Source organism: Sphaerisporangium flaviroseum, assembly GCF_039537005.1.
Classification (GTDB): Bacteria; Actinomycetota; Actinomycetes; order Streptosporangiales; family Streptosporangiaceae; genus Sphaerisporangium; species Sphaerisporangium flaviroseum.
Genome location: NZ_BAAAZR010000002.1, coordinates 185,155 through 208,526, shown reverse-complemented (window position 1 = coordinate 208,526; position 23,372 = coordinate 185,155). Strand labels below are relative to the sequence as shown.

Here is a 23,372-nt window from a genome sequence, read left to right as displayed (position 1 = left end):
CGCTCCAGGCCTGTCCATACCCGGACTCTCTGAAGAGGAAACCTATATCATGCCGGACACCCAGGCGGCCAGTGGCCGGGTGACCGGCAGCCGGGCATCGGACCCCACCGTGCCCGGCGACGGGGGCGACACCCCCGCGCCGGGCACGGGCGCCGAGTCCGGGATCGGCCGGGCGAGCGACGCCCGCAGGGCGGACCGCCTGCTCCTCGAAGTCCTCCACCGCAGCGGCCGATGGCCTGCGGTGTACGCCGTCGCCGCGCTGGCCGGCGCCGTGGTCGAGCTGCTGCTCCCCGGCGCCCTGGGCCGCGCGGTGGACGTCCTGGTCACGCCCGGCGCCGCCACCGGCGACGCGTTCCTGATCTGCGTGGCGCTCGTCGTCACGGTCGTCGCGTGCGACGCGGTGGCCGTGCTGGCGGCGGGCGCCGGCGGCGCGCAGGCCGCACGCTGGCTCCGCGAGCGGGTCGTACGGCACGTGCTGGCCGTCGGTCCCGCGATCTCCCGGCGTTTCCCGGCCGGCGACCTGGTCACCAGAGCGGGAGCCAACGCCGAAGAGGTGGGGGCCGCCCCCGAGGCGCTGATCACTGCGGTGGCCCTCCTGGTGCCGGCCGGCGGTTCCCTCATCGCCCTCGCGCTCATCGATCCCTGGCTGGCCGTGGCGTTCTCCGCCGGCCTGGTGCTGATCGGGATCGTCCTGCGCGCGTTCCTGCGCGAGACGACGAGCGTCGCGACGGGTTACCAGGAGGCGCAGAGCGACATCGCCTCACGGATGGTCGACGCGCTCTCGGGCGCACGGACCATCGCCGCCGCCGGGACCGAGGACCTGGAGACCCGGCGCGTGCTGGCGCCGCTGACGCGCCTGCGCGAGTACGGCATGGCCCTGTGGAGCGTCAACGCCCGCGCCGGCGTGCAGGCGGCGATCGTCGTGCCCCTTCTGGAGACGGCCGTGATCGGCGTGGGCGGCATCCGGCTCTCCGCGGGGGAGCTGAGCGTCGGAGAGCTGTTCGCGGCGGCACGGTACGCGGTGCTCGGCGCGGGGATCGGCTCCGCGCTGGGCTACCTGAACCGGCTGGGCCGCGCCCGCTCGGCGGCTAGACGGGTCCACCAGGTTCTGCGCCGGCCCGCGGTCGCCTACGGCGAGCACGACCCGCGGGACCAAGGGCCGGGGCGGCTGGAGCTTCGCGACGTCACCGTCAGCGTGGAGGGGAAGCCGGTGCTGCGGGACATCGACCTGGTCGTGCCGGGAGGCGCCGCGATGGCCGTGGTCGGCAGGTCGGGAAGCGGCAAGTCCCTTCTCGCCGCCGTCGCCGGCAGGCTGACCGACCCCGACCGTGGCGAGGTCCTGCTCGACGGGGTGCCGCTGCGCCGTCTCAGCCGGACGGCGCTGCGCCGATCCGTCGCCTACGCGTTCGGGCGACCCGTGCTCTTCGGCTCCACGCTCGCCGAGGCGATCACCGTGGAGCGCCCATCCGGCGTGGCCAGAGGGGCCGCCAGGGCCGCCGCGGCCGACGCGTTCATCCGCAGGCTGCCCCACTCGTACGACACGCCGATCGACGAAGCGCCCATGTCAGGGGGCGAGCGGCAGCGGATCGGGCTGGCGCGGGCCTTCGCCCACGGCGGGCGGCTGCTCATCCTCGACGACGCCACCTCCAGCCTGGACACCGTCACCGAGCACCAGGTGGCCAGGGCGCTGACCGAGGAACTGCGCGACCGTACGCGCGTGATCGTCGCGCACCGGGCCGCGACGGCCGCACGCGCCGATCTGGTCGCCTGGCTGGAAGGCGGGCGCATCCGGGGTCTTGGTCCCCACGACGTCCTGTGGCGCGACCCCGCCTACCGCGCGGTCTTCCAGATCACCGGCGCGGGGCCGGGATGAGGGTCAGAGATCTGCTGTGGCAGGCGGTGCGGCGGCGGCCGCGGCACCTGGCGCGGCTGCTCTGCTGGTCGTTCGCCGAGGCGGCGCCGTCCTTCGTATCCGGGCAGGCCATCGCGCACGCGCTGGACGACGGGTTCGGCTCCGGCCGCCCGCTGGTCGGGCTCGGCTGGCTCATGATCCTGGCCGCCGCCTGGCTGACCGCGGCGCTCGGCGCGCGGCAGGTGCTCCTGGCGATCGCCGGGATCGTCGAGCCGTTCCGCGACACCCTCCTGCGGCAGGTCGTCGAGGGCACCCTGCATCGCACGGCCACTTCGGGCATGCGGCCGGACACCGGCGCCGTCGCGCGGCTCAACCGCCAGGTGGAGCTCGCCAGGGACTCCTTCGGCGCCGTGATCGCCGTGGTGAGGTCGTTCCTGTTCTCGATCATGGGCGTGGTGTTCGGCGTGCTGACGCTGATGGGCGCCGTGCTGCCGCTGGTGGTCCTGCCCCTGCTGGCGGGTCTCTCGCTCTTCCTGATGTCGCTGCCCGCCATGGCGAGGCTCCAGCGGCGGCTCATCCTCGCCGAGGAGCGGACGGCCTCCTCGGTGGCCGCCATGGTGGACGGCCTGCGGGACGTCGCCGCCTGCGGGGCCGAGGAGCGCGTGGCGGCCGGCGTCCAGCAGGACGTGGAGTTCCAGGCCCGTACCAGCCAGGCGCTCGCCCGGCTCACCGCCGTCCGCACCCTGTCGCTGGCCGTCGGCGGGTGGCTGCCCATCCTGATGGTGCTGGCCGCCACACCCGCCCTGGTCCGCGACGGTGCGACCGCCGGGATCATCCTCGGCACGCTCACGTACGTGGCGCAGTCCCTGACCCCCGCGCTCGGCAGCCTCGTGCAGGGGGTCGGGGTGAACGGCGTGCGCCTGGTGGTGGCGCTTGAGCGCATCGTGACGACCAGCGCGCGGCCGCCCGCGACGTCGACCGGGTCGGCGGACATGCCCAGGGGCATGCTGCTGCGCCTGCGCGGGGTGACGTTCGCGTACGGCCCGGACGCCGACCCGGTGGTCTCGGACCTTGACCTGGCCGTGCGGGACGGCGACCATCTCGCCGTCGTCGGCCCCAGTGGCATCGGCAAGTCCACCGTGGCGGCGCTGATCGCCGGGATACTGCGGCCCGACGGCGGGCGGATCCTGATCGGCGGGGTTCCCGTCGACGCCATCGACCGCGCCGCCATGTGCCGGGCCCGCGTGCTCATCCCGCAGGAGGCGTACGTCTTCCGCGGCACTCTGGGCGAGAACCTGACCTACATGGCCGAGGGCCGGTCGCAGGCCGACATCGACAAGGCCGTCGACGCGGTGGGCATGACGGAGCTGGCCGCCAGGCTCGGCGGCTGCGCGGCCGAGGTGGACCCGTCCGAGCTGTCGGCGGGTGAACGGCAGCTCATCGCGCTCACCCGCGCGTACCTGTCCCCCGCGCGGCTCGTCCTGCTCGACGAGGCGACCTGCCATCTGGACCCGGCGGCCGAGGCCCGGGCGGAGGAGGCGTTCGCCGCCCGCGACGGCACGCTGATCGTGATCGCGCACCGCCTCACCTCGGCCCTCCGTGCCCGGCGGGTGCTGGTCATGGACGGGGCCCGCGCCCAGGTGGGCACGCATGAGGAGATGGTCGCCGCCTCGCCGCTCTACCGGGATCTGATGGGCCGCTGGGAGGCTCCGGTCACGGCGGAGGCGTAGGGCCCCGCCCCCCGAGAGCGCTCCGTGTCCCAGGCCCCCTTCCACCGCCCTGGACGGAGTAAAAAGCAGACATTCGGTATAAAATAGCCTTATATCTCCTTACACAGGGGTACGTGCGAATTTAGCCGGTTGTGCCTTCCTATTCGGCGACGCAGGCCAGTCCTGCTGGAACGGAGGACAACGAGGTGAGCACACAGATGAACGAAACACCGGGCCAAGCGGCCGAGGTCAGGAGCGCGCGCACGGGGTCGCAACGGGGCGCGGAACTCGTGAGCGAGCGCGGCAGGACGACGATCGCCGACACCGTGGTAGCCAAGATCGCGGGAATGGCCGCCCGCGAGGTACCCGGGGTGTACGCGATGGGAGCGGGGATGTCCCGGGCCCTCGGCGCCGTACGGGAGCGCCTCATCGGAGGGGCCGGCGTCACCCAGGGGGTCGCGGTCGAGGTGGGCGAGCGCCAAGCGGCGATCGACCTCGACGTCATCGTCGAGTACGGGGTGTCGATCCCCGATCTCGCGGCCGGCATCCGGCGCAACGTGATCAACGCCGTGGAGAACATGTGCGGCCTGGAGGTCACCGAGGTCAACATCACGGTGAACGACCTCCACCTGCCCGGCGACGAGGCAGCCGAGCCGCAGGAGACCCGAGTCCGATGAACCCCGCCGGGACCGGCGAGACCCATGAGGTGGGGCGGCTGGCGGACCGCATCGCCGAGGCGGTGGCGGGCTGCCCGGACGTCGCCGCACTGGCGGGAGGGCCGGTGGCCACCTACCTTGCCGGCCGCAGCGTCGCCGGAGTCGCCGTACGCGAGAAAGAGGTCGAGGTCGCACTGGTCGCCCGCTACGGGCGGCCGCTCGGCGAGATCGCCGCGGACGTGCGCACCGCGGTCGAGGCGCTGGCGCCCGGCCTGACCGTCAACATACGGGTCGAGGACATCACCTTGCCGGACCCCGGCACCGGTCCTTCCAAGCCGGAACCGGGCACCGGCCCGTCGAAGAAGGACATCACCCGGCCCGCGAGCGGCGAGGTCTCCCCCGAGCGGTCCGGCGATGCCCCGGTTTCCCCGTGAGGGAGTGCCCCTCCACAGTGGAAGGTGAGCGAAATGGATGAATCCCGCTGGTGGCCGGCGGTCGGCCTTCTGTTCGGGACCGCGCTCGGGTTCGCCATAGTGGTCGGCGGCCTTACCGCGTTCCTCATCGTGCTGGTCCTCGGCGTACTCGGGTTCCTGGTCGGCCGGGCGCTGACCGGCGAACTCGACATGAGCGGACTCCTGGGCGGCACCCGGAGACGCACGTGAACACCGAGATGGCCATGCCCCCTCCGGGCGGGCACGGCACCGAACCGGTCCCGGAGTCGCACGGCGGCGCCGGGCCGGTCGAGGCGCGCGGGCGCACCGACATCGCCAACCGGGTGCTGGAGCGGATCGCCACCTGGGCGGTCACCGAGGTGGACCAGGTCGGCGGGGGCGCGCCCCGGCTGCTCGGGGCGCCCCTCGGGCGCGGCACGCCTGGGGGGGCTCCCCGGGTGAGCGCCCACGTGGACGGGCACCTGGCGATCGTGCGGGTGACGATGTCGGTGACCTACCCGGCGCCGATCCGGCAGGTCGTCCACAACGTCCGGGAGCACGTCAGGACCCGTGTGCACGAGCTGACCGGTCTGGACGCCAGGCAGGTGGACATCGATGTCGCCCGGCTCATCCACCCGGCCGAGCAGAAAAGGCGGGTGCTGTGACCTCCCCGGAGCTCCACCCCGGCCCTGAGCCCGTCCCCGAGCCGCCGCAGGTGGACGAGCGGGCCCAGCGACGGGCCGCGGCGCGCGCGTTCCGCCCCAGCCGGAAGGTGCCCGCGACCGTGACGGCGGTGCTCCTCGCCGCCGCCGGCCTGGCGACCGTCATCGCGGCGGTGGCGGCGGCGACGCGCGGGCGAGCCCAGCAGCCGCCGCTGACGTGGCTGGCCCCGCTCGGCCGGGCACGCTGGGACGATCCCGCGACGCTCATCACGGCCGCCGTGGCGTGCCTGCTCGGACTGCTGCTCCTCGTCCTGGCGCTGACTCCGGGACGTCCCCGGCTGATCGCGCTGGCGTCCGAGGATCCGCAGACGATCACCGGCATCACCCGTGCCGGGCTGCGCCGCCACCTCGCCACCGTCGCGGCCGGCGTGGACGGGGTCTCCCGGGCGCGGGTACGGCTCGGGCGACGACGCGTCGAGGTGAAGGCGGCCACGCCGCTTCGCGACGCACGAGAGCTGCCCGGCCAGGTCACCCAGGCGGTCACGACGCGCCTGGAGGAACTGCGCCCGCTGAGGCCGATGCGCGTGCACGTCAGCGTACGGGAGCGAGAGGAGTGAGCCGGTGAGCCATCGCACCGCCGTCGTCAACCGCATCGGCCTGGCGCTGGTGGGCCTGATCCTGCTCGTGGCGGGCGCCGCGGCGCTCGCACGTGGCCTGGGCCTGGCCTCCGGTCTGCTCGGGTCGCGCACTTCTCCCGTCGTCTCCAAAGCGATCGCCGCCTACACGGCCCGCAACTCCTGGTTCTGGCCCGCGCTGGCCATCGTCGCGCTGCTCGTCACGCTGCTGGCCCTGCGCTGGCTGCTCCATCAGGCGCGCACCGGCACGATTCGGTACGTCAACCTGGAGCCCGACCCCGGCCACGGTGCCACGCACCTGTCCTCCCGGGCCGCCGCGGCCGCGCTGGAGGACGACGTCGCCGACAGCGTTCACCAGGAGGGGGCGGCACGGAGCGAGCGCGTCCACGCCACCCTCGACGGCGCCCCCAGCGCCCCCCATCTCGCGCTGGCGGTCGTCCTCCCCGACCGGGCCGATCCGACCGCCGCCAGGCACGGGATCCAGCGAGCAGTGGACCGGCTGCGGCGGTCCCTGGAAACGGATCGCCTTCCGGCCACCGTCCAGATGCACACCACCCGGACCCACTGATGTTCGGTGAGGAGGGTCGTGACATTCGCCGTCCCGCGCGACGCGGGCGGAAACAACGGGGCTCGGAATGATCAACCCCGGCAACACCGATAGACAAGACAGATCGTCGATCAGACGAAGGAGGCGTCAATGGGCACGCACGCGCGTGATCTGACCCGAACGCCACTGCAGATGGCCGCGCTCATCATGGGGATCGTCTTCCTCGTGGTGGGAATCCTCGGGTTCATCCCCGGCGTCACCACGAACTACGGCTCCATGGCGTTCGCCGGCCACAACTCGAACGCGCATCTGCTGGGCCTCTTCCAGGTGTCGGTCCTGCACAACATCGTCCACCTGCTGTTCGGCCTGGCCGGCCTCGCGCTGGCCCGCAGCTGGAACGGAGCGCGCAACTTCCTGATCTGGGGTGGTGTCATCTACCTCCTGCTGTGGATATACGGCCTGGTGGTGGGACATGACAGCCCGGCCAACTTCGTCCCGCTCAACAACGCGGACAACTGGCTGCACCTGCTGCTCGGCATCGTGATGGTCGGCCTCGGCGTCCTGCTCTCCCGCCGCACCTCGCAGTCGCGGAGGACCTTCCCCGTCTAGGAAGGAACCCGCGGGCCTTCCCGGCTCGCGGCGTGGCACATCTCGGCTCCGGCGGCCCGATCGCCGGAGCCGTGGCATGCGGGAGGAGGGGCGGCGGTGGCCTGGAGAGTGTCCTGACCTGCGGTGATGTGAGCACATCACGGCGATTCGCGTTGCCCCGCGCGCCCGGTTCTGATGGGGTGGCGCTGGGGGGTTGCCATGCTGCGGATCATCGGAGTCGGCCTCGGTCGCACCGGGACGATGACGCTCAAGAAGGCACTGTGCCGGCTCGGGTTCGGGCCCTGTTACCACTTCACCGAGGTGTTCGCCCATCCCCGGCACCTCCACGACTGGGCCGCGGGGGCCAACGGCGTGCCCGAGGCCTGGCGCGGGCCGCTCACCGGATACGTCTCCACCACCGACTGGCCGGGCGTGACGTTCTGGCGGGAGATGGTCGAGGCCTATCCCGATGCCAAGGTGATCCTGACGAGCCGGGACGCCGCCGCGTGGTACGAGTCGGTGACCAGCACCGTCTTCGCGGCCATGTCCGGCCGGTTCCCGGAGGCCGCCGAGCGGTTCCGCTCCTTCGAGACCGCCGAGCAACTGGCCCAGTTCGGCCGGTTGGGGGTGATCGGCCGGTGCTTCGACGGCCGCATCGACGACCGGGACCATGTGATCGCCTGTTACGAGCGGCACAACCAGGCGGTCCGGGAGACGGTCGCGCCCGAGCGACTGCTCGACTTCCAGGTGAGCCAAGGCTGGGAGCCGCTCTGCGCCTTCCTCGGCGTCGAGGTGCCAGAGGACCCGTTTCCGCACTCCAACGACCAGAAGTCGTTCCGAGCCACCGTACTCACGAATCCGAACGACTGAGCGGCACGCCCGACGCCACTCTTCACGGACGACCGAGCGGCGTGCCCGATGCCGATCGCGGGGTCAGCGTGCCAGACGTGTTAGCAACGAGTAAGACCCTGATCACGATTGGACCAACGCCATGCGGACCCGCACGCTCGGAAGCACCGGCCCCACCGTCTCGGCACTGGGACTCGGCCTGATGGGCATGTCCGACCTGTACGGGGCGGCGGATGAGGCCGAGTCGATCGCCACCGTCCACGCCGCGCTCGACGCCGGCATCACCCTGCTCGACACCGGTGACTTCTACGGCATGGGACACAACGAACTGCTCCTGCGTGACGCGCTGGCCGGTAAGCCACGGGAACAGGCCGTCATCAGCGTCAAGTTCGGCGCCCTGCGCGACCCGGACGGCGGCTGGGCGGGCAACGACGGCCGCCCCCGCGCGGTCAAGAACTTCCTCGCCTACACCCTGCGCCGGCTCGGCACCGACTACGTCGACATCTACCGCCCCGCCCGCCTCGACCCCGACGTATCCATCGAGGACACGGTCGGCGCCATCGCCGACCTCGTCCAGGCCGGGCACGTCCGTCACATCGGCCTGTCCGAGGTCGGCGCGGCCACGCTGCGGCGTGCCAGCGCCGTGCACCCCATCTCGGACCTGCAGATCGAGTACTCCCTGCTGTCACGCGACATCGAGCGGGACATCCTGCCCACCGCGCGCGAACTGGGCATCGGCGTCACCGCGTACGGCGTGCTGTCCAGGGGCCTGCTCAGCGGACACTGGAACCAGGAGCGCGAGCTTCCCGCGCACGACTTCCGCAGCTCCAGCCCGCGCTTCCAGGGCGAGAACCTGCGGCACAACCTCGCACTGGTGGAACAGCTGCGCCGGATCGCCGAGGCCAGGGGCGCCACCGCGGCCCAGGTCGCCGTCGCCTGGGTCGCCGCTCAGGGCAAGGACATCGTGCCTCTGGTGGGTGCACGCCGCCGCGACCGCCTCGCGGAGTCCCTGGCCGCCGCCGACCTGGAGCTGAGCGCCGAGGAACTGCGAGACATCGAGCAGGCCGTCCCGGCCGGCTCCGCGGCGGGCAGCAGATACGCCGCCCCCATGATGCGCCACCTCGACAGCGAGGCCTGAGTTCTGGGTGCTGGGTGCTGGGTTCTGGGTTCTGGGTTGTGGGTGCTGAGTTGTGGGTGCGAGTTCTGCCGTGGCGTTGGATGTTTCGCCCACCCGTTACCCATTTGATGGGGGCACCCGTGTGCTTCCCACCCAGATCATCACCTTCCCTCAGAATGCCGGGGTATGGCACGACCTGGCGCTCGGAAAACTGGACCCTGCATGACACGCTCTCGCCGGGTCACCGCTCCCCGCCTAGAGGAGATCTCAACCTTGGCGGGAAACACACGGGCACCCCGATCAAACGGGTGCCGGGAGGGCCATTAATGAAGGAACGAGCCCACCCCTGAACACATAATCGTCCCGCCCCCTTGGGCATCGGAGGATATTCCCCACCCGTTACCCATTTGATCGGGGCACCCGTGTGCTTCCCACCCAGATCATCACCTTCCAAGAATGCCCGGCCATGACACATCCTGGTGCTCGCGGGGCCGGTGGCACCACGGCGGTTCTGGCTCGCGTATCGACTGCTCGTCATACTCGTTGCGGCCTAGCATGAATTCATGGCCACGATAGGAGAGCGGGTCGTCAACCTTCGTAAGCGGGCCGGCATGAGCCAAGCGGAGCTTGCCTCGATCTCCGGGGTGTCCGCGTCTCTCATCAGGAAGCTTGAGCAGGGGTCCCGCTCAGATGTGAGGTTGGAGACCGCCCGCAAAATAGCCGCAGCGCTCCGCGTACCCACCACCGCGATCATCACCGACCATGTCGGCGATCAGGCGGACGCGGAGACGGTTGACCATTGGGGAGCGGTCCGTCGCGCTTTGCACGGTCTTGGCGATCAGTCCGGCGAACCGCCGACCGTGGATGGCATTCGTAGGGCGTTGGACGCCTCGATGCCGCTGTGGAGGGGCGACAAGTACGCGGAGTTGGCCACGACCCTGCCCAAGCTGCTGGCGGACACTGACACGCTAGTGGGCACCGATCGGTCACAGCGGTTCGTGCGGTCTCGCCTGCTTCACCTCACGGGCTGGCTCCTTACTCAGACCCGGCAGTTCGAAGCGGCGGAGCTGGCCTTACTGCGCGGTCTTGACGACGCGGACGACCTTCTCGAAGCGGCGGCGATCGTCAGTACCCGGTGCTGGCTGCTTCTGCGCCGAGGGCGGCTTGAGCAGGCGCGGCAGTTGGCCATCAAGTGGGCGGACGACGTCGAACCTCGCATCTCCCGTGCGACGCCTCGGGACCTGTCGGCCTGGGGGTGGCTGCTCCTGCGGTCGTCGGCGGCTGCCGTACGGGACAACCGGCCTGGCGAGGCGGAGGACGCCATTCGGCTCGCGCGTACGGCCGCCGTTGCGATGAGCCGTGATATCTCTCCGGGGGACGACTTTCTACGCACCTTCGGCCCGATCACCGTGGCGATGAAGCGGGCGGAGAACGCCATGGTGGAAGATCGTCCGGACCTCGTCTTGCGCATGTCACAGGCCATCCCCACCAACGACCTTGCTCCTACCTCCAACAACCGCAATCGTCATCTCCTCGATGTGGCGGATGCCCATCGCCGGTCACGTCAGTACGGTGAGGCATTCGATGTCCTGCGCCGGATCAGACAGGACTCTCCAGAGTGGATCGTCAACCAGGGCTATGCGAAAGACATCCTTAAGGGAATCTTTGCCGGTAGACGCACCCTTACCAGTGATATGCGCGACCTGGCAGATTTCGTCCGGCTGGACTACTGAATAGTGACACGGGATGTGTCACTTCGCTTCCCGATCTCCACAGAGTGATACAAAGTCGATCTAGCCGTATGGTATTGCGCGGTCATACGGTTCCCCCATGCGAATGCCGGATGCGAGAGAAGAGCATTACGGGGGCGATGGACATCCCACCTCCAGCCCGGATCGGGAAACCAAGGGAACGCTGTTAGGTGTTACCGATCTGATCGGCTCTCCGGAATCTGTAGCCCGAGCACGTGAGTACATCAGGCAAAAGCTCGGTGCCGGTCATCCAGCGCTGGAAAATGTAACCCTGCTTGTTTCCGAGCTCGTCACAAACGCTGTGATCCACTCCAATTCCCGGAACGGCGGCAGAGTCACCCTCGCTCTCGCTGACTGCTATGACTTCATACACGGTGAGGTCGTAGACGAGGGAAGCGGTTCCGTTCCGCAGGTGTGCGCGGACATGTTCGCGGAAGGCGGACGAGGTCTCTTCCTCGTGGAAGCCATCTCCGACCGCTGGGGTGTCTATACGGACTGCGCCGGGCAGACGGTGTGGTTTCAGGTGAGTTACCAGCGAGGTGACATTCCATTCCGGCCTCGCTAGCGCACGCCTGACGACTTACCAGAGCGGAGTGAACAGCCACGCGCTGGACGGCGAAGCATGCCGCCCGCACCGTTGCGTAAGGCCTTGAGCAGGAACCGGAACACCGCCTGATCGACCGCTGGAATCTCGACCAAGACGGGTTGAGGGAGACGGCACACAGCCTCACCTTCCCTCAGAATGCCGGGGTATGGCACGACCTGGCGCTCGGAAAACTGGACCCTGCATGACACGCTCTCGCCGGGTCACCGCTCCCCGCCTAGAGGAGATCTCAACCTTGGCGGGAAACACACGGGCACCTTGATCAAACGGGTGCCGGGAGGGCCACTCAACAAGGGACGGGCCCGCCCCTGAAACACACCATCGTCCCCATCCTGGGCGTCAGCGAAGATCCCCCACCCGTCACCCATTTGATCGGGGCACCGGGGAACAACCGGTACACCCCAGTGGTTACATAACCTGTGGCCGGTGTGTCCGGTGTCCCCGGGCCTCACCTATCGCCTTCGCGGAATACCGTTCGGCTGGAGCCGCGTTGAGCTTTCCGCCGAGAGGCGACCCGCACACCGGTCCGCGAACGTGAAAGTCCCCGCCAAGGGCTCCCTTGGCGGGGACTTTCACGTTTCCCTGGTCGGGAAGAGCCGGGGCTCACTCCGAAGTGCGGGGCGGCGACGCCGCGTAGCTCGTGTCAGCGGCCGGCGGCGCTGGATATGAGCGCGCGGGGATCGGCCGCGCCGGCGAGCACGCCGTCCGGTCGTACGTCGATCAACTGGGCGTGCCCGAACGATCCGCCGTACGGCAGTTCCTGGACGACGTGCCCGCGCCGGCGCAGCCCGTCGGCCCACGGCGCCCCCTCCTCGACGTCCAGGGACGCCTCGTCCGGGTCGTCCCAGGCGTCGAACCCCGTCAGACCCGGACCGAGCCGCCACCGGGACGCGCCGATCGCCTGCCCCGGCGACTCCGCCGAGGCGAGCAGGCGCGCCAGCACCTGCAGGAGGATCTGCGGCTGGGAGTCCCCGCCCATGGTCCCGAGCACCGTACGCAGCGACCCGTCCGGCCGCGTGACCAGGGCGGGGGCAAGGGTGTGCGGCGGGCGGCGGCCTGGCCCGTACTCGGCGGGATGCCCGGGGACCAGCGAGAAGCCGAGGCCCCGGTTGTGCAGGTTGATCCCGGTGGACGGTTCGAAGAGCATGCTGCCGAACCCTGCCGCGTTCGACTGGATGAGGGAGACCCCCATCCCCTCGGCGTCCACCGCGCACAGGTACGTCGTGTCGCCGGGCGAGGTGAGGTCCCTGACCCGGGCGCGGCGCGAGGGGTCGATCATCGCGCGCCGCTCGCCGGCCGAGGCGAGCACATGGCCGACCGAGGCGCCGTCGAACAGCACGTCGGTACGGTCGTGCCCGGCGGTCCTCGCGGCCTCGGTGAGCAGATGGGCCCAGAGCGGGTCGGCCGGATCTTCGGGCAGGTCGAGCCCGTCGGCGATGGCCAGCGAGAGCAGCAGCAGGTAACCCTGGGAGTTGGGCGGAATGGTCCACACGTCGTGGCCGAAGGCGCGGGCGCGGAGCGGTTCCATCCAGTCGGCGCTCACACGCGCGAGGTCGGCCTCGTGGTACTCGCCCTCGCTCGGCCCGCCCACCGTGCCGTCGCGGCCGAGGGCGATCAGTCCCTTGCCGAACTCACCGAGGTAGAACCCATCGCGCCCTTCGGTGGCCAGCGCGTCGAGGACACGGGCGACGCCGGGCCGCCGGATCAGGTCGCCCGGGGCCACCGGGTCTGCCACGCCGGGCAGCATCGAGGCGGCGGGGGCGAGCAGCGGGGAGGCAGGGAAGCCCTCATCGGCGTACCGGACCGCAGGGGCGAACAGCTCGGACAGGGGCAGGCGTCCGTACGTCGCGTGCAAGGCGAGCCACCCGTCGGCGCAGCCGGGGACCGGCACCGACCGGATGTCCCGCTGGAACGGCATTCGCTCATGCCCCTCGGCACGTAGCCGGTCAGGGTCGGCCCCGGATCCGGACCGCCCGGAGGCGTTGAGCGCCCGCGGCGGGCCTGCGCCCTCGTGGACGAGGGCGAACAGGTCTCCTCCGAGGCCGCAGGCGTGGGGGGCGGTGACGGCCAGCACGGCGTTCGCCGCGATGGCGGCGTCCGCCGCCGAGCCGCCCCTGTCCAGCATGGCGAGGCCCGCCGTGGAGGCCAGGTGATCGACACTGCAAACCATGCCAAACCTGGCAAATCTGGTGTGCTCCATGCCGAAACTGTACGACGCACCGGAAACACCGGTCATCCGCCGCCTTTCGGTGCTCCGGCGCCGGTCTCAGACCCCCGGTTCGTCGGCGAGGCGCCGAAGGTACCCTGCGAACCGGTCCCGGTCGCGCTGGTCCCACGTCGCGGTGAGCTCCTCGAAGGCGTGGCGCTGCCAGTCGCGGTGCGAGGGTCAGTGGTGGTGGGTGGCGTCGGCGTGGTGCGGGTCGGCCGGGTGCTCGAAGCCCGGCCGCAGCCGCACCTGCTCGGCGTACCGGCGGTCCAGCCAGGCGGAGAAGGCCTGCTCGATCGCGACCGCGGTCAGCTCGGCCGCGATCTCATCGCGCACCGACTCGTACGGTCGCAGGCCACCCGGCTCGATCCGGTCCACCCGCACGGTCCACGGCCCGCCCGGACCCATCACCGGCCCGACCGTCTCCCCCTCCGTGGCGGAGAAGATCGCCGCTTCGAGGTCGCCGGTGAGCTCGCCCCGCCGCACCGGGCCGAGCGACGACCCGCCGGCCCGGCTCACGTGACGCGCCTCCGGACGGGTGAACCGGTCGAGGTTGCGGTCGTAGTAGTCCCGGACCTCCTCCTCCGGGACGGCGACCCCGGCCGTGACGGCGCGGCGTAGCTCCCGTGCCAGGGGCATGGACGCCGTCACGGCCGCGACGACGCCTCCCGTACGGAGCGCTGCGGCCAGGGTCAGCGCGCCGGACCGCGACCCGCCGTCCGCGGACCCCGGCGGCCGTCCACTCTCCTCCGTACCCGGCCGCGACCCGCCGTCCGTCGCGAGGAGCCCGAGCGCCGTGGCCTCCTGCTCTACGAGCGCCTCTGTCACCAGCACCTGGACCAGCCAGCGGCGCAGGTTCCTGCCCTCGGCGCCGTGGGGGTGGGGCAGCCGCGCGGCGAGAGGCCCGGCACGCAGTTCCGCCTCCCGGGCGTCGACCTGGGCGACCGGGATGACCCGCGCGCCCACCTCGGCGGCCACCGCGACCGTGGCGGTGGGCGCGGTCATCGTAGGACCTCGATCCGCACGGCCTCGGTGTAGTGGAGTTGCCCGGCGCTGGCCAGCTTGACGACCGCCCACCAGTGGCCCGGACGGGTGCCGGGAGGCGCCTGGACGTCGAAGCGGAGCCGGGCCTCTCCCCTGGCGGGAACGACGACCCCGGTGTTCCACTCCGGGATCAGCTCGAACGTGTGCCAGGGACTGATCAGCTGCGCCTGCACGGAGACGTCCGTGCGCGCCGGGGACCGCAGGAGCACCTCGACCGCGCCGGACGCCGCCGCGGAGTCCCCCGGGGTCAGCCGCACGTGCGGCGTCTCCACCACGACCTCCAGGCGGGTGTCCTGGCCGCCGCCGACGTGCAGCCGGGTCACGTCCTCGTACGCCTGCCCGCCGTGGGACGTGCCCGCCCGCAGCCAGTACACGCCGGGCTCGGCGCCGTCCGCGGGGACGACCCTGACCGGGACGGACGCGTGGCCGCCGGGGGGCAGCGCGTACGGCCGCTCGGCGGGCTCGCAGGTCCATCCGTCGGGGGCCGTGAAGGTGACGACGCCGGACACCTCGCCTTCGGTGAGCCCGGAGGCGATGGTGACCTCCAGCTTCACGGGTCCGGAGACGGCGACGTCGGTCCGCGACAGGTGCACCGCCACCGGCATGTTGCCGGCGGGGGCCGGTCCGGTGTTGTTGAGCCAATAGCGCGTGTAGACGGGCTGGTACGGCTCGGCCTCCGGTCCCAGCGCCGCACCGGGACGTCCTTGCGGCGGCGCGATCGCCGCGGTGAGCGTGGCGATCTCCATGCCGGTCAGCTCGATGGCGTCGGTGGAGATGGCAGAGAGGGGACGTTCGAGCAGGTCGGTGCGGTGGGCGTCGCCGAGGGGCAGCCCGGTGACGACGCGCGCGGTGACCGGCTGTCCCGTCGCCTCGTACAGCCGCAGGGTGATGCCGCCGATCTCCCCGGCCTCCCTGCCGGAGGCGAGCGGGTTGCCGCCGGCCTTCAGCGCGGCGAGCACGACCTTCCCCGCGGGTTCCACGGCCAGGAACGAGGTCGTCGCCGCGAGTTCCCCCTCGTGCTCAGGCGCGGGGACCGCGGTCAGCGGGTGGTTGACGTCGTGCCCGTGGTCGACCAGCCGGGCCTCGCGCCAGTCACCCGCCCCGGTGACCAGGGAGTACTCGAAGGAGTGGGTCCAGTGCTGGAGCTGGAAGTTCGACCCGTCGGGGGCGGTGCGGCGGGGCGGGTCGATCCACACCCCGGACGGCCAGCCGGTGCAGGAGCGCAGCAGCGACAGGTGCAGCGCGCCGCCCGCGTCGACGGCGAACCCGGGGACGCCCCGGTTGACGATGCCGATGGTGTAGTCGTCCAGCGCCGGCTCGGTCAGCGCGGCCAGTTCGGACGGCTGGCTCACCTCGATGACCGCGTCGTCGAGGTCGGCGACGAGCTCCTCGGCGGCGCCCTCGCCCGCGACGATCAGCACGGGAAGCGCACGCGGCCCGGTGAGATCGGCGCTCGGCACCCACACCTTCTCCAGCGGCTCGGCCGCGGGGACCCAGACCCGGGCCCGCCCGGACGAGGCGAGGCGCTCGCGCAGCAACTGCGCGTAGCCGGGTTCGGCCGCAGCCAGCACCTGTGCGACGAAGGGGTTCTCCTCCGGCGTGCCCAGCGCGACCCGCACGTCGGGCAGGTTGGAGTCGACGGCGAGGTCGCCGTACCGCGGGCCCGGGGCGCTGGAGCAGGTGGCGGTCACCCCCTTGCGGACCAGCGCGACCGCCAGGTCACGCGGCTCGCCGCCGATGATCTCGGCGATGCCGATGGCACGGTCGCCGATGGGCGTGCCGTCCTCGGCGCGCAGCGCGACCCGCGCGGTGGAGGACAGGGCGAACCAGCCGCCCGCCGGGTTGTCGAGGGTCCACGGGTGCTCACCGGAGTCCACGTCGATGAGGCCGAATCCCCGGCCGACCACGGCGTCACCGACCTCGCTGACGGGCAGGGCGCCGGGGATACGGGCGGGCCAGCGCAGCCGGATGAGCTGGTCGGCACCGTCGAACTCGTCGATGTGGGTGACGCAGTCGACGCGGTCGAGGCCGTGCCACAGCGTGATCCGCTGGGTGTAGGTGGCCGGGCCGACCTCTCCGGTGACCGTGACCCGCTCGCCGAGCGCGCACGTCTCGACGGTGACCGACGCGGCGGGCCGCTCGGCGGAGCCGGTGACGGTTCCCTTGGGCACCAGGTGCCAGGGGCCTTCGTGGAACTCCGGGTGCGCCGAGTACTCGTCGTACACGACCAGCTCGTTGCCCACCCGGCCCGGCTGCAGCAGTTCCCGGTCGCGGACGACGTCGTGGAACCTGGACACGCAGCCGCCACGCGAAGGGTCGACCTCGATGTGGTGGGTCGCGGTGGCGATCGCCAGGCCGTCGCGCGCGGTCCAGCCGAGCGGCGCGGCCTGGGTGACCGGCTCGGCGCGCAGGGTGCGGCAGCCGAGGGCGGGCACGGCGGCGGCGAGCACGACCACGTCCACGGCGGCCAGGCCGCCGGCCTCGTCGTACTCGGGGTTCTCCAGCAGCACGGGAAGCTCGCCCCGGTCGGGGTCGGTGACGCGCACGCCGTTCGCGCCGGGCAGCGACAGCGCGAGCCGCACCCGGACCAGGTCGGTGCGCTCCCACGACGAGGAGTTCCACACCACCACGGCGGTGCCGGCGCCACGGGTGTCGACCCGCGCCGTCAGCGCGCCGAGCGAGGCCTTGAGCACCCCCGCGCCGATGTCGTGGGCCTCGCGCCACCCGGTCATCAGGTCGAGGTACACCTGGTCGGACTCCGAGCCGGTGATCGCGTCGTGGTGCGCGCCGTACACGAGCTGCCGCCACGCCTTGTCGAGCGCGGCGTGCGGGTAGCGGGCGCCGGTGGCCGTGGCGGCGAGCGTGGCGAACTTCTCCGCGTCGGAGACCAGCGACTCGGCGGACCGCTGGGCCTGCTTGGTGTCGATGAACGAGACGTCCTTGCCGGTGTACACCGGGTTCATGTCCCGGGTCTGCGGCGAGGGCGCGGGCAGCGACGATCGCACGGCCTCGAAGAACTCCCTGGGCAGCGCGCAGACGAACTTGGGCGAGACGTAGCGGGCGTTCCAGTCGCGGTGGATCTCGGTGACCCACTTGTTCGGCGGCGTGTAGTCGGTGCCGACGGGCAGCAGCAGGTTGCGTGTGGCCGCGACCTTCTTGAGCTGGACGAACAGCTCGTACACCGCCTCCTCGGCGGCGGCGAGGTCGGCGGACTTGTCCATCCACCAGCCCGCGCTGTAGTGGGCGGGCATGTAGTGCGTCAACACGCCCTTGCCGGACGGCGACAGCCACTCGAACTCGGCGGGGAACTGCATGGTCGAGGGGTCGCCCCAGCCGTCGCGCTCCAGGTCGCGGCCGGTGAGCATCGGACCCCACTGGTGGTGGGGACCCCGCGCCCAGGAGCTCGAGGTCAGGCCCGCCTCGGCGATCAGGCCGGGGAACTGCGGGTCGTGCCCGAACACGTCGAGCTGCCACGCGGTCGCCGGGTCGCCGCCCACGATGTCGCGCTGGAAGCCGACCCCGTACACGATGTTGCGGATCGTGGACTCGGCCGAGGTCAGGTTGGTGTTGGGCTCGTTGTACGTGCCGCCCATCAGCTCGACCCTGCCCTCGCCGAGCAGCCGCCGCAGCAGCTCGCGGTCGCTCGGGTGGGCGTCCCAGTAGGGCTTGAGGTAGTCGACCTCGGCGAGCACGAACTTGTAGTCGGGGTCGCGGCGAGCGGTTTCAAGGTGCTCGCGCATCAGGTCGAAGCCGGCGTTCTGCCGGTCGCCGCGGAACTCCTGCGCGACCTCGCCGGCGTCGTCCCAGGTCGTGGTGTAGGCCGCCTGGGTGTTCCACCACACCGGGTCGTAGTGGAAGTGCGGCACCATCCACACCGTCCAGCCGGACTCGGCGACCACCAGTTCCCCGGTCGCGACCGCGTCTCCGGCGGGGTCCTGCGCCGAGGCGTCCCCCGACACCGTCACCTCGATGGGGATCCGCGTTCCCGGCTCGGCGTCCGACGTGACACCCACCTCGACCGGGCGCTGTGCCGTACGGCTCACGCCGGCGGCGCCGGAGCCGATGACACGGACCTCGATCTCACCCGGAGGCCCCTCGACGTGCACCCGGACGACCTGCCCGGATTCGACGAAGAGCTCGGTGGATTCGACGCTGGTGATACGCAAGGGTCAACCCTTCACTGATCCGGCGAAGCTGAACGATCCGGCGAGGTACTTGTTCACGGCGACGTAGAGGACCACGGCCGGTGCTGTGTAGATGATCGAGAAGGCGGCCAGCTCACCGTAGGCGACCTGGCCGTACTGGGAGAAGAAGGTGTAGATGGTGACGGCCGCCGGCTGCTTCTCGGGCGTGTCGAGCAGGACGAAGGGGACGAAGAAGTTCCCCCACTGGCCGACGAAGACGAAGATGGCCACGACCGCGACACCGGGCGCCATCAGCGGCATCACGACGCGCAGGAGCGACTGCACCCAGCCCGCGCCGTCGACCCAGGCCGCCTCCTCCAGGCTCACCGGCACGCCGTCCATGAAGTTCTTCATCATCCAGATGGCGAACGGCAGCGCGCTGGCCGCCAGGAACAGCACCATCGCGGGGATCGACCCGTACAGGTTGAACCGGAAGAACATCGAGTAGACCGGCACCATGATGGCCGTGACCGGCAGGCCCGTGGTGAACAGCAGCGTGAGCATGAAGTGCCGCTTGAAGCGCAGCTTGTAGCGCGAGAGCGGATAGGCGGCGAGCCCGGCGACGACCACCGTCAGGACCGCGGTGGTGCCGGAGATGATGATCGAGTTGATGACCGGCTGGTAGACGGTCTCCCAGGTCAGCACCGTGCGGAAGTTCTCCAGGGAGAACTCGAAGGTCGGCTTGGCGATCAGGTTGGCGTGGGGCTGCAGCGAGGCGAGGACCACCCACAGGAACGGCCCGACGAAGGCGATCGTGATCAGGCCGAGCGAGATGAGCGCCGCGGTCCGGGCGGCCATGCGAGTCATCAGGCGTCCACCTTGATCAGCCGTAGGTACACCAGGGAGAACGCCGCGCCGATGACGAGCATCACCAGCGCCATCGCGCTTCCGTACCCGATCTCGAAGTAGCGGAACGCCTGCTCGTACATGTAGAGCGGCGTGGTCTGGCTGGCGGTGCCGGGACCGCCGCCCGTGAGCGCGTAGATCAGGCCGAAGCTGGCCAGGGTCTGCAGCGTGATGAGCATGAGGTTCGACAGGATCGAGCGCCGGATCAGGGGCAGCGTGATGTGCACCAGCCTGCGCCAGGTGCTCGCTCCGTCGACCGACGCGGCCTCAAGCAGGTCGGCGGGCACGTCGGACAGCGCGGCGGAGTAGACGAGCATGGAGAACGCGGTGCCGCGCCAGACGTTGGCCAGGATGATCGCGAGCATCGGCGCGGTGAACAGCCAGTCCTGCGAGAGGCCGAGCCCGCCGAGCAGCCCGTTGAGGGTGCCCTCCTCGGAAAGGAACGAGTACCAGCACGCCGCCGCGACGACCTCGGGCACCACCCAGGCCGCGATCACGACACCGTTCACCACGCTTCTGACCGCCCTGGCCCGCCCGCGCTGGAGCAGCGCGAGGATGAGGCCGAGGGTGTTCTGCCCGATGACCGCGGAGCCGATCACGAAGATGAAGGTCAGCAGGAACGAGTTGCGGAAGGCCTCGTCGCCGAACATCTTGACGAAGTTGTCCACGCCGATGAACCGCGAGTTCACCGACGCGGCGCCGGTCAGCGTCTCGTTGGTGAAGGCGATGTAGACGCTCCACAGGATGGGCCCCGCCATGAAGATCACGAGCAGGATCAGCGCGGGCCCGAGCGGCAGAAGCCACCGCAGAGTCGTCCCGACCCGCCGGCGCGGCTCCCCCTCCTGGGGGGAGCCGGCCAGCCGCGGCGGTGTCGCGGTGCTGACGGTCATGACCCTGAGGTCACCTTGTCAGGGCCGCCCACGACGCCCGCCAGCGCGTCCGCGTACTCCTTCGCCGCCGCGTCGGGGCTCTTGGAGCCGGTCGTCATGGCCTCCATGACCTTCTGCACCTCGGCGGAGACCTTGGGGTAGACCTCGTACGCCGGGCGGTAGTGGGTGACGGAGGCGAGGTCGGTCCAGAACTTCACCGCCGGGTTGTCGGCGCTGTAGCTGGGATCGGCGGCCACGTCCTTGCGGGGGGCGAGGTCGCCCGACCCGACCGAGTACGTCAACGTGTTCTTCTTGTTGGTCACCACGCTGATGAAGTCGAAGCCCTCCTTCTTGTCCTTGGCGTAGGAGCTCATCGCCATGACCCAGCCGCCGGACATGCTGACCGCGCCCGGGGCCTCGCCGTTCTGGGTGGGCATGGGGGTCCAGCCCATCTTCGTGGTCCACTCGGGCCACGGCTTGGTGCCGGTCGGCTTCCACGCCGAGGAGAGCCAGGCGCCGTCGAGGTCGATGCCGAGCTTGCCGCTGGGGAACCAGTCGTGCCCGATCTTCTCCCCCAGCTTGGGGTTGAACGCGTCGGACTGCTTGGGGCCGAGGTTCTCCCGGTAGATCGTGTTGATGAAGCCGAGCGAGTCGGTGATGCCCTTGCTGGAGGCCACCCACTTCTTCTGCGTGTCGTCGTAGAGGGTGCCGCCGGGGGTGCCGTACAGGAGCATCTCGAAGCCCTGCATGGTGGCGGCCTCGCCGTGCGGCTTGGTGGAGTACATGCTGAAGGGGATGACGCCGGGGGCCTTCTCCTTGATGGCCCGCGCGGCGGTCAGCACGTCGGCCCAGGTCTTGGGCTCCCACGGCACCGAGATGCCGGCCTTGGCGAAGACGTCCTTGTTGTACCAGAGGCCTCGGGTGTCGGTGCTGATCGGAACGCCGTAGATCTTGCCGTCCGGGCCCTTGGCGGCCTGTTTCACCGAGTCGGCGTACTGCGTGCTCCAGTCGGCCCACGAGCTGAGATAGTCGTCGAGCGGGGCGAGCTTGCCGGCGGCGACGTCGGCGTTGACCTGGAACGTGTCGTGGAGGTACACGTCGGGAGCGGAGTCGGCCGAGCGGTTGAGCAGGGCCAGCTTGGTGTAGTAGACCTCGTTGTTGCCCTGGACCGGCGTGAGCTTGATCGTCACGCCCTTGTGCGCGGCCTCGTACTCCGCCTTGGCCTGCTTGAGCACCTTGTCCATGTACGGCCAGGTGGGCTCCATCTTGTAGAGGACCTCGATCTCCTTGGCCCCGCCGACGCTCTTCTCCGCCGTGTCACCGCCGCATGCCCCGGCCGTGGCGGCAACCGCGACCGCCAGCATCGAGGCCACCATCGCTCGTCTCATCGGACTCCTTCTCCGGTCATGCCGCCGGCCACATAGCGCAGCCCCGGGGCCCCGAACCCCGCGCTGGAGTAGCCGTCCGACCGTGTTTCGACCGTGTTTCCTTGGGTGACGAGAACTTAAGTCTTTTTGATTTACTAAGTCAACGGGTTGTGCGATATTGCCGGAAGACCTCAAGGATGCAGGGAGTTATGCATGCAGATGGGCACAAACCTGCCGAAAGTAGGCAGCTACAACCGTGCCGTCGTCCTTGAGGCGATCCAGGTGTCCGACGGCATCAGCCGCGTGCAGATCGCCAAGCGCGCCGGGCTCACCGCCCAGACCGTCTCCGTCATCGTGCGCAAGCTCCTGGAGGAGGGCCTGGTCATCGAGGACGGATCGCTCCCCTCCAGCGGGGGCAAGCCGCGCACCATCCTGCGGGTCGACCCCGCCGCCGGGTACGCCGTCGGCATCCACTTCGACCCGGGCGAGATCTCCTACGTCCTGGCCGACCTCGCCGGACAGCCGGTCACCAAACTGCACACCGACGTGCGCCCCGGCCTCGCCCCCGACACCGTCATCCGCGAGATGGCCGCCACCGCCCGGCGGATGCTGGGCGAGGCGGGCGTCCCCGACGGCAAGGTCCTCGGCATCGGCCTGGCCTGCCCCGGCCCTCTCGACGCCGACGGCGTCATGAACTTCCCGCCCCGCCTCACCGGGTGGGACCACGTGCCGATCAAGCGCCTGCTGGAGGAGCACACCGGCTTCCCGGTGACCTTCGACAACGACGCCGCGGCGGCGGCCATCGGCGAGCGGTGGGCCGGGCTGGCCCGTGCCACGCCGAGCTTCGCCTACCTGTACCTCGGCACCGGCATCGGCGGCGGCCTCTTCCTGGACAACCAGATCTACCGGGGCCGGTCGCTGAACGCCGGCGAGTTCGGCCACATCACCGTGGTGCCCGACGGGCCCGACTGCTACTGCGGCAACCGCGGGTGCGTCGAGGCGGTCTGCTGCCCGAGCGCCATCGAGGCGACCGTACGGGCGCGGCTGGCCGGCGGGGCCCGCAGCACGCTGGCCGCGGAAAGCCTCGACCACGCGGCGATCTGCGCCGCCGCCGCGTCCGGCGACCCGCTCGCCCGGGAGGTCATCGGCGAGGTCGCGGCCCGCCTCGCCGACGCGGCCGTCAGCATCGTGAACATGCTCGACATCGACCTGCTGGTGCTCGGCGGGCCCGCGATGCACAAGGTCGCCGACATCTACCACCGCGTGGTCGCCGAGGCCGTGGCCACCCGGCCCCTGGCCCGCCGCCTGCACAGCGTCCAGGTCGAGACCTCCCCCATCGCCGCGGACGCCGCCGCCATCGGAGCGGCATCGCTGGTGTTCCACGCCACCTACGCACCTCGCCTCGGCGCCCTCCTGACATCCTGATAACGCCTTACCCCCCATTCCGAGCGACGA

The 23,372-nt window shown here is 70.9% G+C and carries 20 protein-coding genes; 14 read left to right on the top strand and 6 right to left on the bottom strand.

Translation table 11 applies throughout. The features are described from left to right. Window positions 1-49: 49 nt before the first annotated feature. From ABD810_RS07210 to ABD810_RS07150, 13 genes are all read left to right on the top strand, one after another. On the top strand, window positions 50-1,873 hold the full coding sequence (locus ABD810_RS07210; protein WP_344935890.1) for an ABC transporter ATP-binding protein: 1,824 nt from the start codon (window positions 50-52) through the stop codon (window positions 1,871-1,873). Continuing rightward, a complete protein-coding gene (locus ABD810_RS07205; protein ID WP_344935887.1) occupies window positions 1,870-3,582 on the top strand; it encodes an ATP-binding cassette domain-containing protein in 1,713 nt (570 codons plus the stop codon). Before ABD810_RS07210 ends, ABD810_RS07205 begins: the two co-directional genes overlap by 4 nt. A gap of 197 nt (window positions 3,583-3,779) precedes the next feature. Beyond that, window positions 3,780-4,238, top strand: a complete 459-nt coding sequence (locus ABD810_RS07200) for an Asp23/Gls24 family envelope stress response protein (RefSeq protein ID WP_344935885.1) — start codon at window positions 3,780-3,782, stop codon at window positions 4,236-4,238. Then, the gene (locus ABD810_RS07195; RefSeq protein WP_344935883.1) at window positions 4,235-4,651 is read left to right on the top strand and encodes an Asp23/Gls24 family envelope stress response protein; all 417 of its coding nucleotides are present in this window, start codon (window positions 4,235-4,237) and stop codon (window positions 4,649-4,651) included. The genes ABD810_RS07200 and ABD810_RS07195 overlap by 4 nt, the downstream gene beginning before the upstream one ends. Window positions 4,652-4,684: 33 nt before the next feature. After that, window positions 4,685-4,879, top strand: coding sequence for a hypothetical protein (locus ABD810_RS07190; RefSeq protein ID WP_344935881.1), 195 nt, complete (start codon window positions 4,685-4,687; stop codon window positions 4,877-4,879). Next, window positions 4,876-5,313, top strand: a complete 438-nt coding sequence (locus ABD810_RS07185; protein WP_344935879.1) for an Asp23/Gls24 family envelope stress response protein — start codon at window positions 4,876-4,878, stop codon at window positions 5,311-5,313. Before ABD810_RS07190 ends, ABD810_RS07185 begins: the two co-directional genes overlap by 4 nt. After that, a complete protein-coding gene (locus tag ABD810_RS07180; RefSeq protein WP_344935876.1) occupies window positions 5,310-5,927 on the top strand; it encodes a DUF6286 domain-containing protein in 618 nt (205 codons plus the stop codon). The genes ABD810_RS07185 and ABD810_RS07180 overlap by 4 nt, the downstream gene beginning before the upstream one ends. Before the next feature lie 4 nt (window positions 5,928-5,931). After that, window positions 5,932-6,513 (top strand): alkaline shock response membrane anchor protein AmaP, encoded by a 582-nt coding sequence (locus tag ABD810_RS07175; RefSeq protein WP_344935874.1) that lies wholly within the window; start codon window positions 5,932-5,934, stop codon window positions 6,511-6,513. 129 nt (window positions 6,514-6,642) lie between these two features. Beyond that, entirely contained in the window at window positions 6,643-7,101 is a 459-nt protein-coding gene (locus ABD810_RS07170) for a DUF4383 domain-containing protein (protein WP_344935872.1), read from the top strand. Between the two features lie 198 nt (window positions 7,102-7,299). Further along, the gene (locus tag ABD810_RS07165) at window positions 7,300-7,950 is read left to right on the top strand and encodes a sulfotransferase family protein (RefSeq protein ID WP_344935869.1); all 651 of its coding nucleotides are present in this window, start codon (window positions 7,300-7,302) and stop codon (window positions 7,948-7,950) included. 121 nt (window positions 7,951-8,071) lie between these two features. After that, window positions 8,072-9,067, top strand: a complete 996-nt coding sequence (locus ABD810_RS07160) for an aldo/keto reductase (protein WP_344935867.1) — start codon at window positions 8,072-8,074, stop codon at window positions 9,065-9,067. 542 nt (window positions 9,068-9,609) lie between these two features. Further along, window positions 9,610-10,779: a helix-turn-helix domain-containing protein gene (locus tag ABD810_RS07155; protein WP_344935865.1), complete on the top strand. Its 1,170-nt coding sequence runs from the start codon at window positions 9,610-9,612 to the stop codon at window positions 10,777-10,779. A gap of 97 nt (window positions 10,780-10,876) precedes the next feature. After that, window positions 10,877-11,362, top strand: coding sequence for an ATP-binding protein (locus tag ABD810_RS07150; protein WP_344935862.1), 486 nt, complete (start codon window positions 10,877-10,879; stop codon window positions 11,360-11,362). Between the two features lie 682 nt (window positions 11,363-12,044). On the opposite strand, the gene ABD810_RS07145 is transcribed toward ABD810_RS07150, so the two are convergent. The 6 genes from ABD810_RS07145 to ABD810_RS07120 all read right to left on the bottom strand — a co-directional run bounded on the left by ABD810_RS07145 (window position 12,045) and on the right by ABD810_RS07120 (window position 21,938). Further along, entirely contained in the window at window positions 12,045-13,571 is a 1,527-nt protein-coding gene (locus tag ABD810_RS07145) for a gamma-glutamyltransferase family protein (protein WP_344935859.1), read from the bottom strand. Window positions 13,572-13,787: 216 nt separating this feature from the next. After that, on the bottom strand, window positions 13,788-14,612 hold the full coding sequence (locus tag ABD810_RS07140) for a peptidyl-prolyl cis-trans isomerase (RefSeq protein ID WP_344935856.1): 825 nt from the start codon (window positions 14,610-14,612) through the stop codon (window positions 13,788-13,790). Beyond that, a complete protein-coding gene (locus tag ABD810_RS07135; RefSeq protein WP_344935854.1) occupies window positions 14,609-18,817 on the bottom strand; it encodes a glycoside hydrolase family 38 N-terminal domain-containing protein in 4,209 nt (1,402 codons plus the stop codon). The genes ABD810_RS07140 and ABD810_RS07135 overlap by 4 nt, the downstream gene beginning before the upstream one ends. A 3-nt stretch (window positions 18,818-18,820) precedes the next feature. Then, a complete protein-coding gene (locus ABD810_RS07130; RefSeq protein ID WP_344935851.1) occupies window positions 18,821-19,642 on the bottom strand; it encodes a carbohydrate ABC transporter permease in 822 nt (273 codons plus the stop codon). Beyond that, window positions 19,642-20,571, bottom strand: a complete 930-nt coding sequence (locus ABD810_RS07125) for a carbohydrate ABC transporter permease (RefSeq protein ID WP_344935848.1) — start codon at window positions 20,569-20,571, stop codon at window positions 19,642-19,644. The genes ABD810_RS07130 and ABD810_RS07125 overlap by 1 nt, the downstream gene beginning before the upstream one ends. After that, a complete protein-coding gene (locus ABD810_RS07120) occupies window positions 20,568-21,938 on the bottom strand; it encodes an extracellular solute-binding protein (RefSeq protein ID WP_344935846.1) in 1,371 nt (456 codons plus the stop codon). Before ABD810_RS07120 ends, ABD810_RS07125 begins: the two co-directional genes overlap by 4 nt. 192 nt (window positions 21,939-22,130) lie before the next feature. Between ABD810_RS07120 and ABD810_RS07115 the strand changes: the two genes are divergently transcribed. Then, window positions 22,131-23,342 carry an ROK family transcriptional regulator gene (locus ABD810_RS07115; RefSeq protein WP_344935843.1) on the top strand — a complete coding sequence of 404 codons (1,212 nt, stop codon included), beginning with the start codon at window positions 22,131-22,133 and terminating at the stop codon, window positions 23,340-23,342. Window positions 23,343-23,372: the final 30 nt, after the last annotated feature.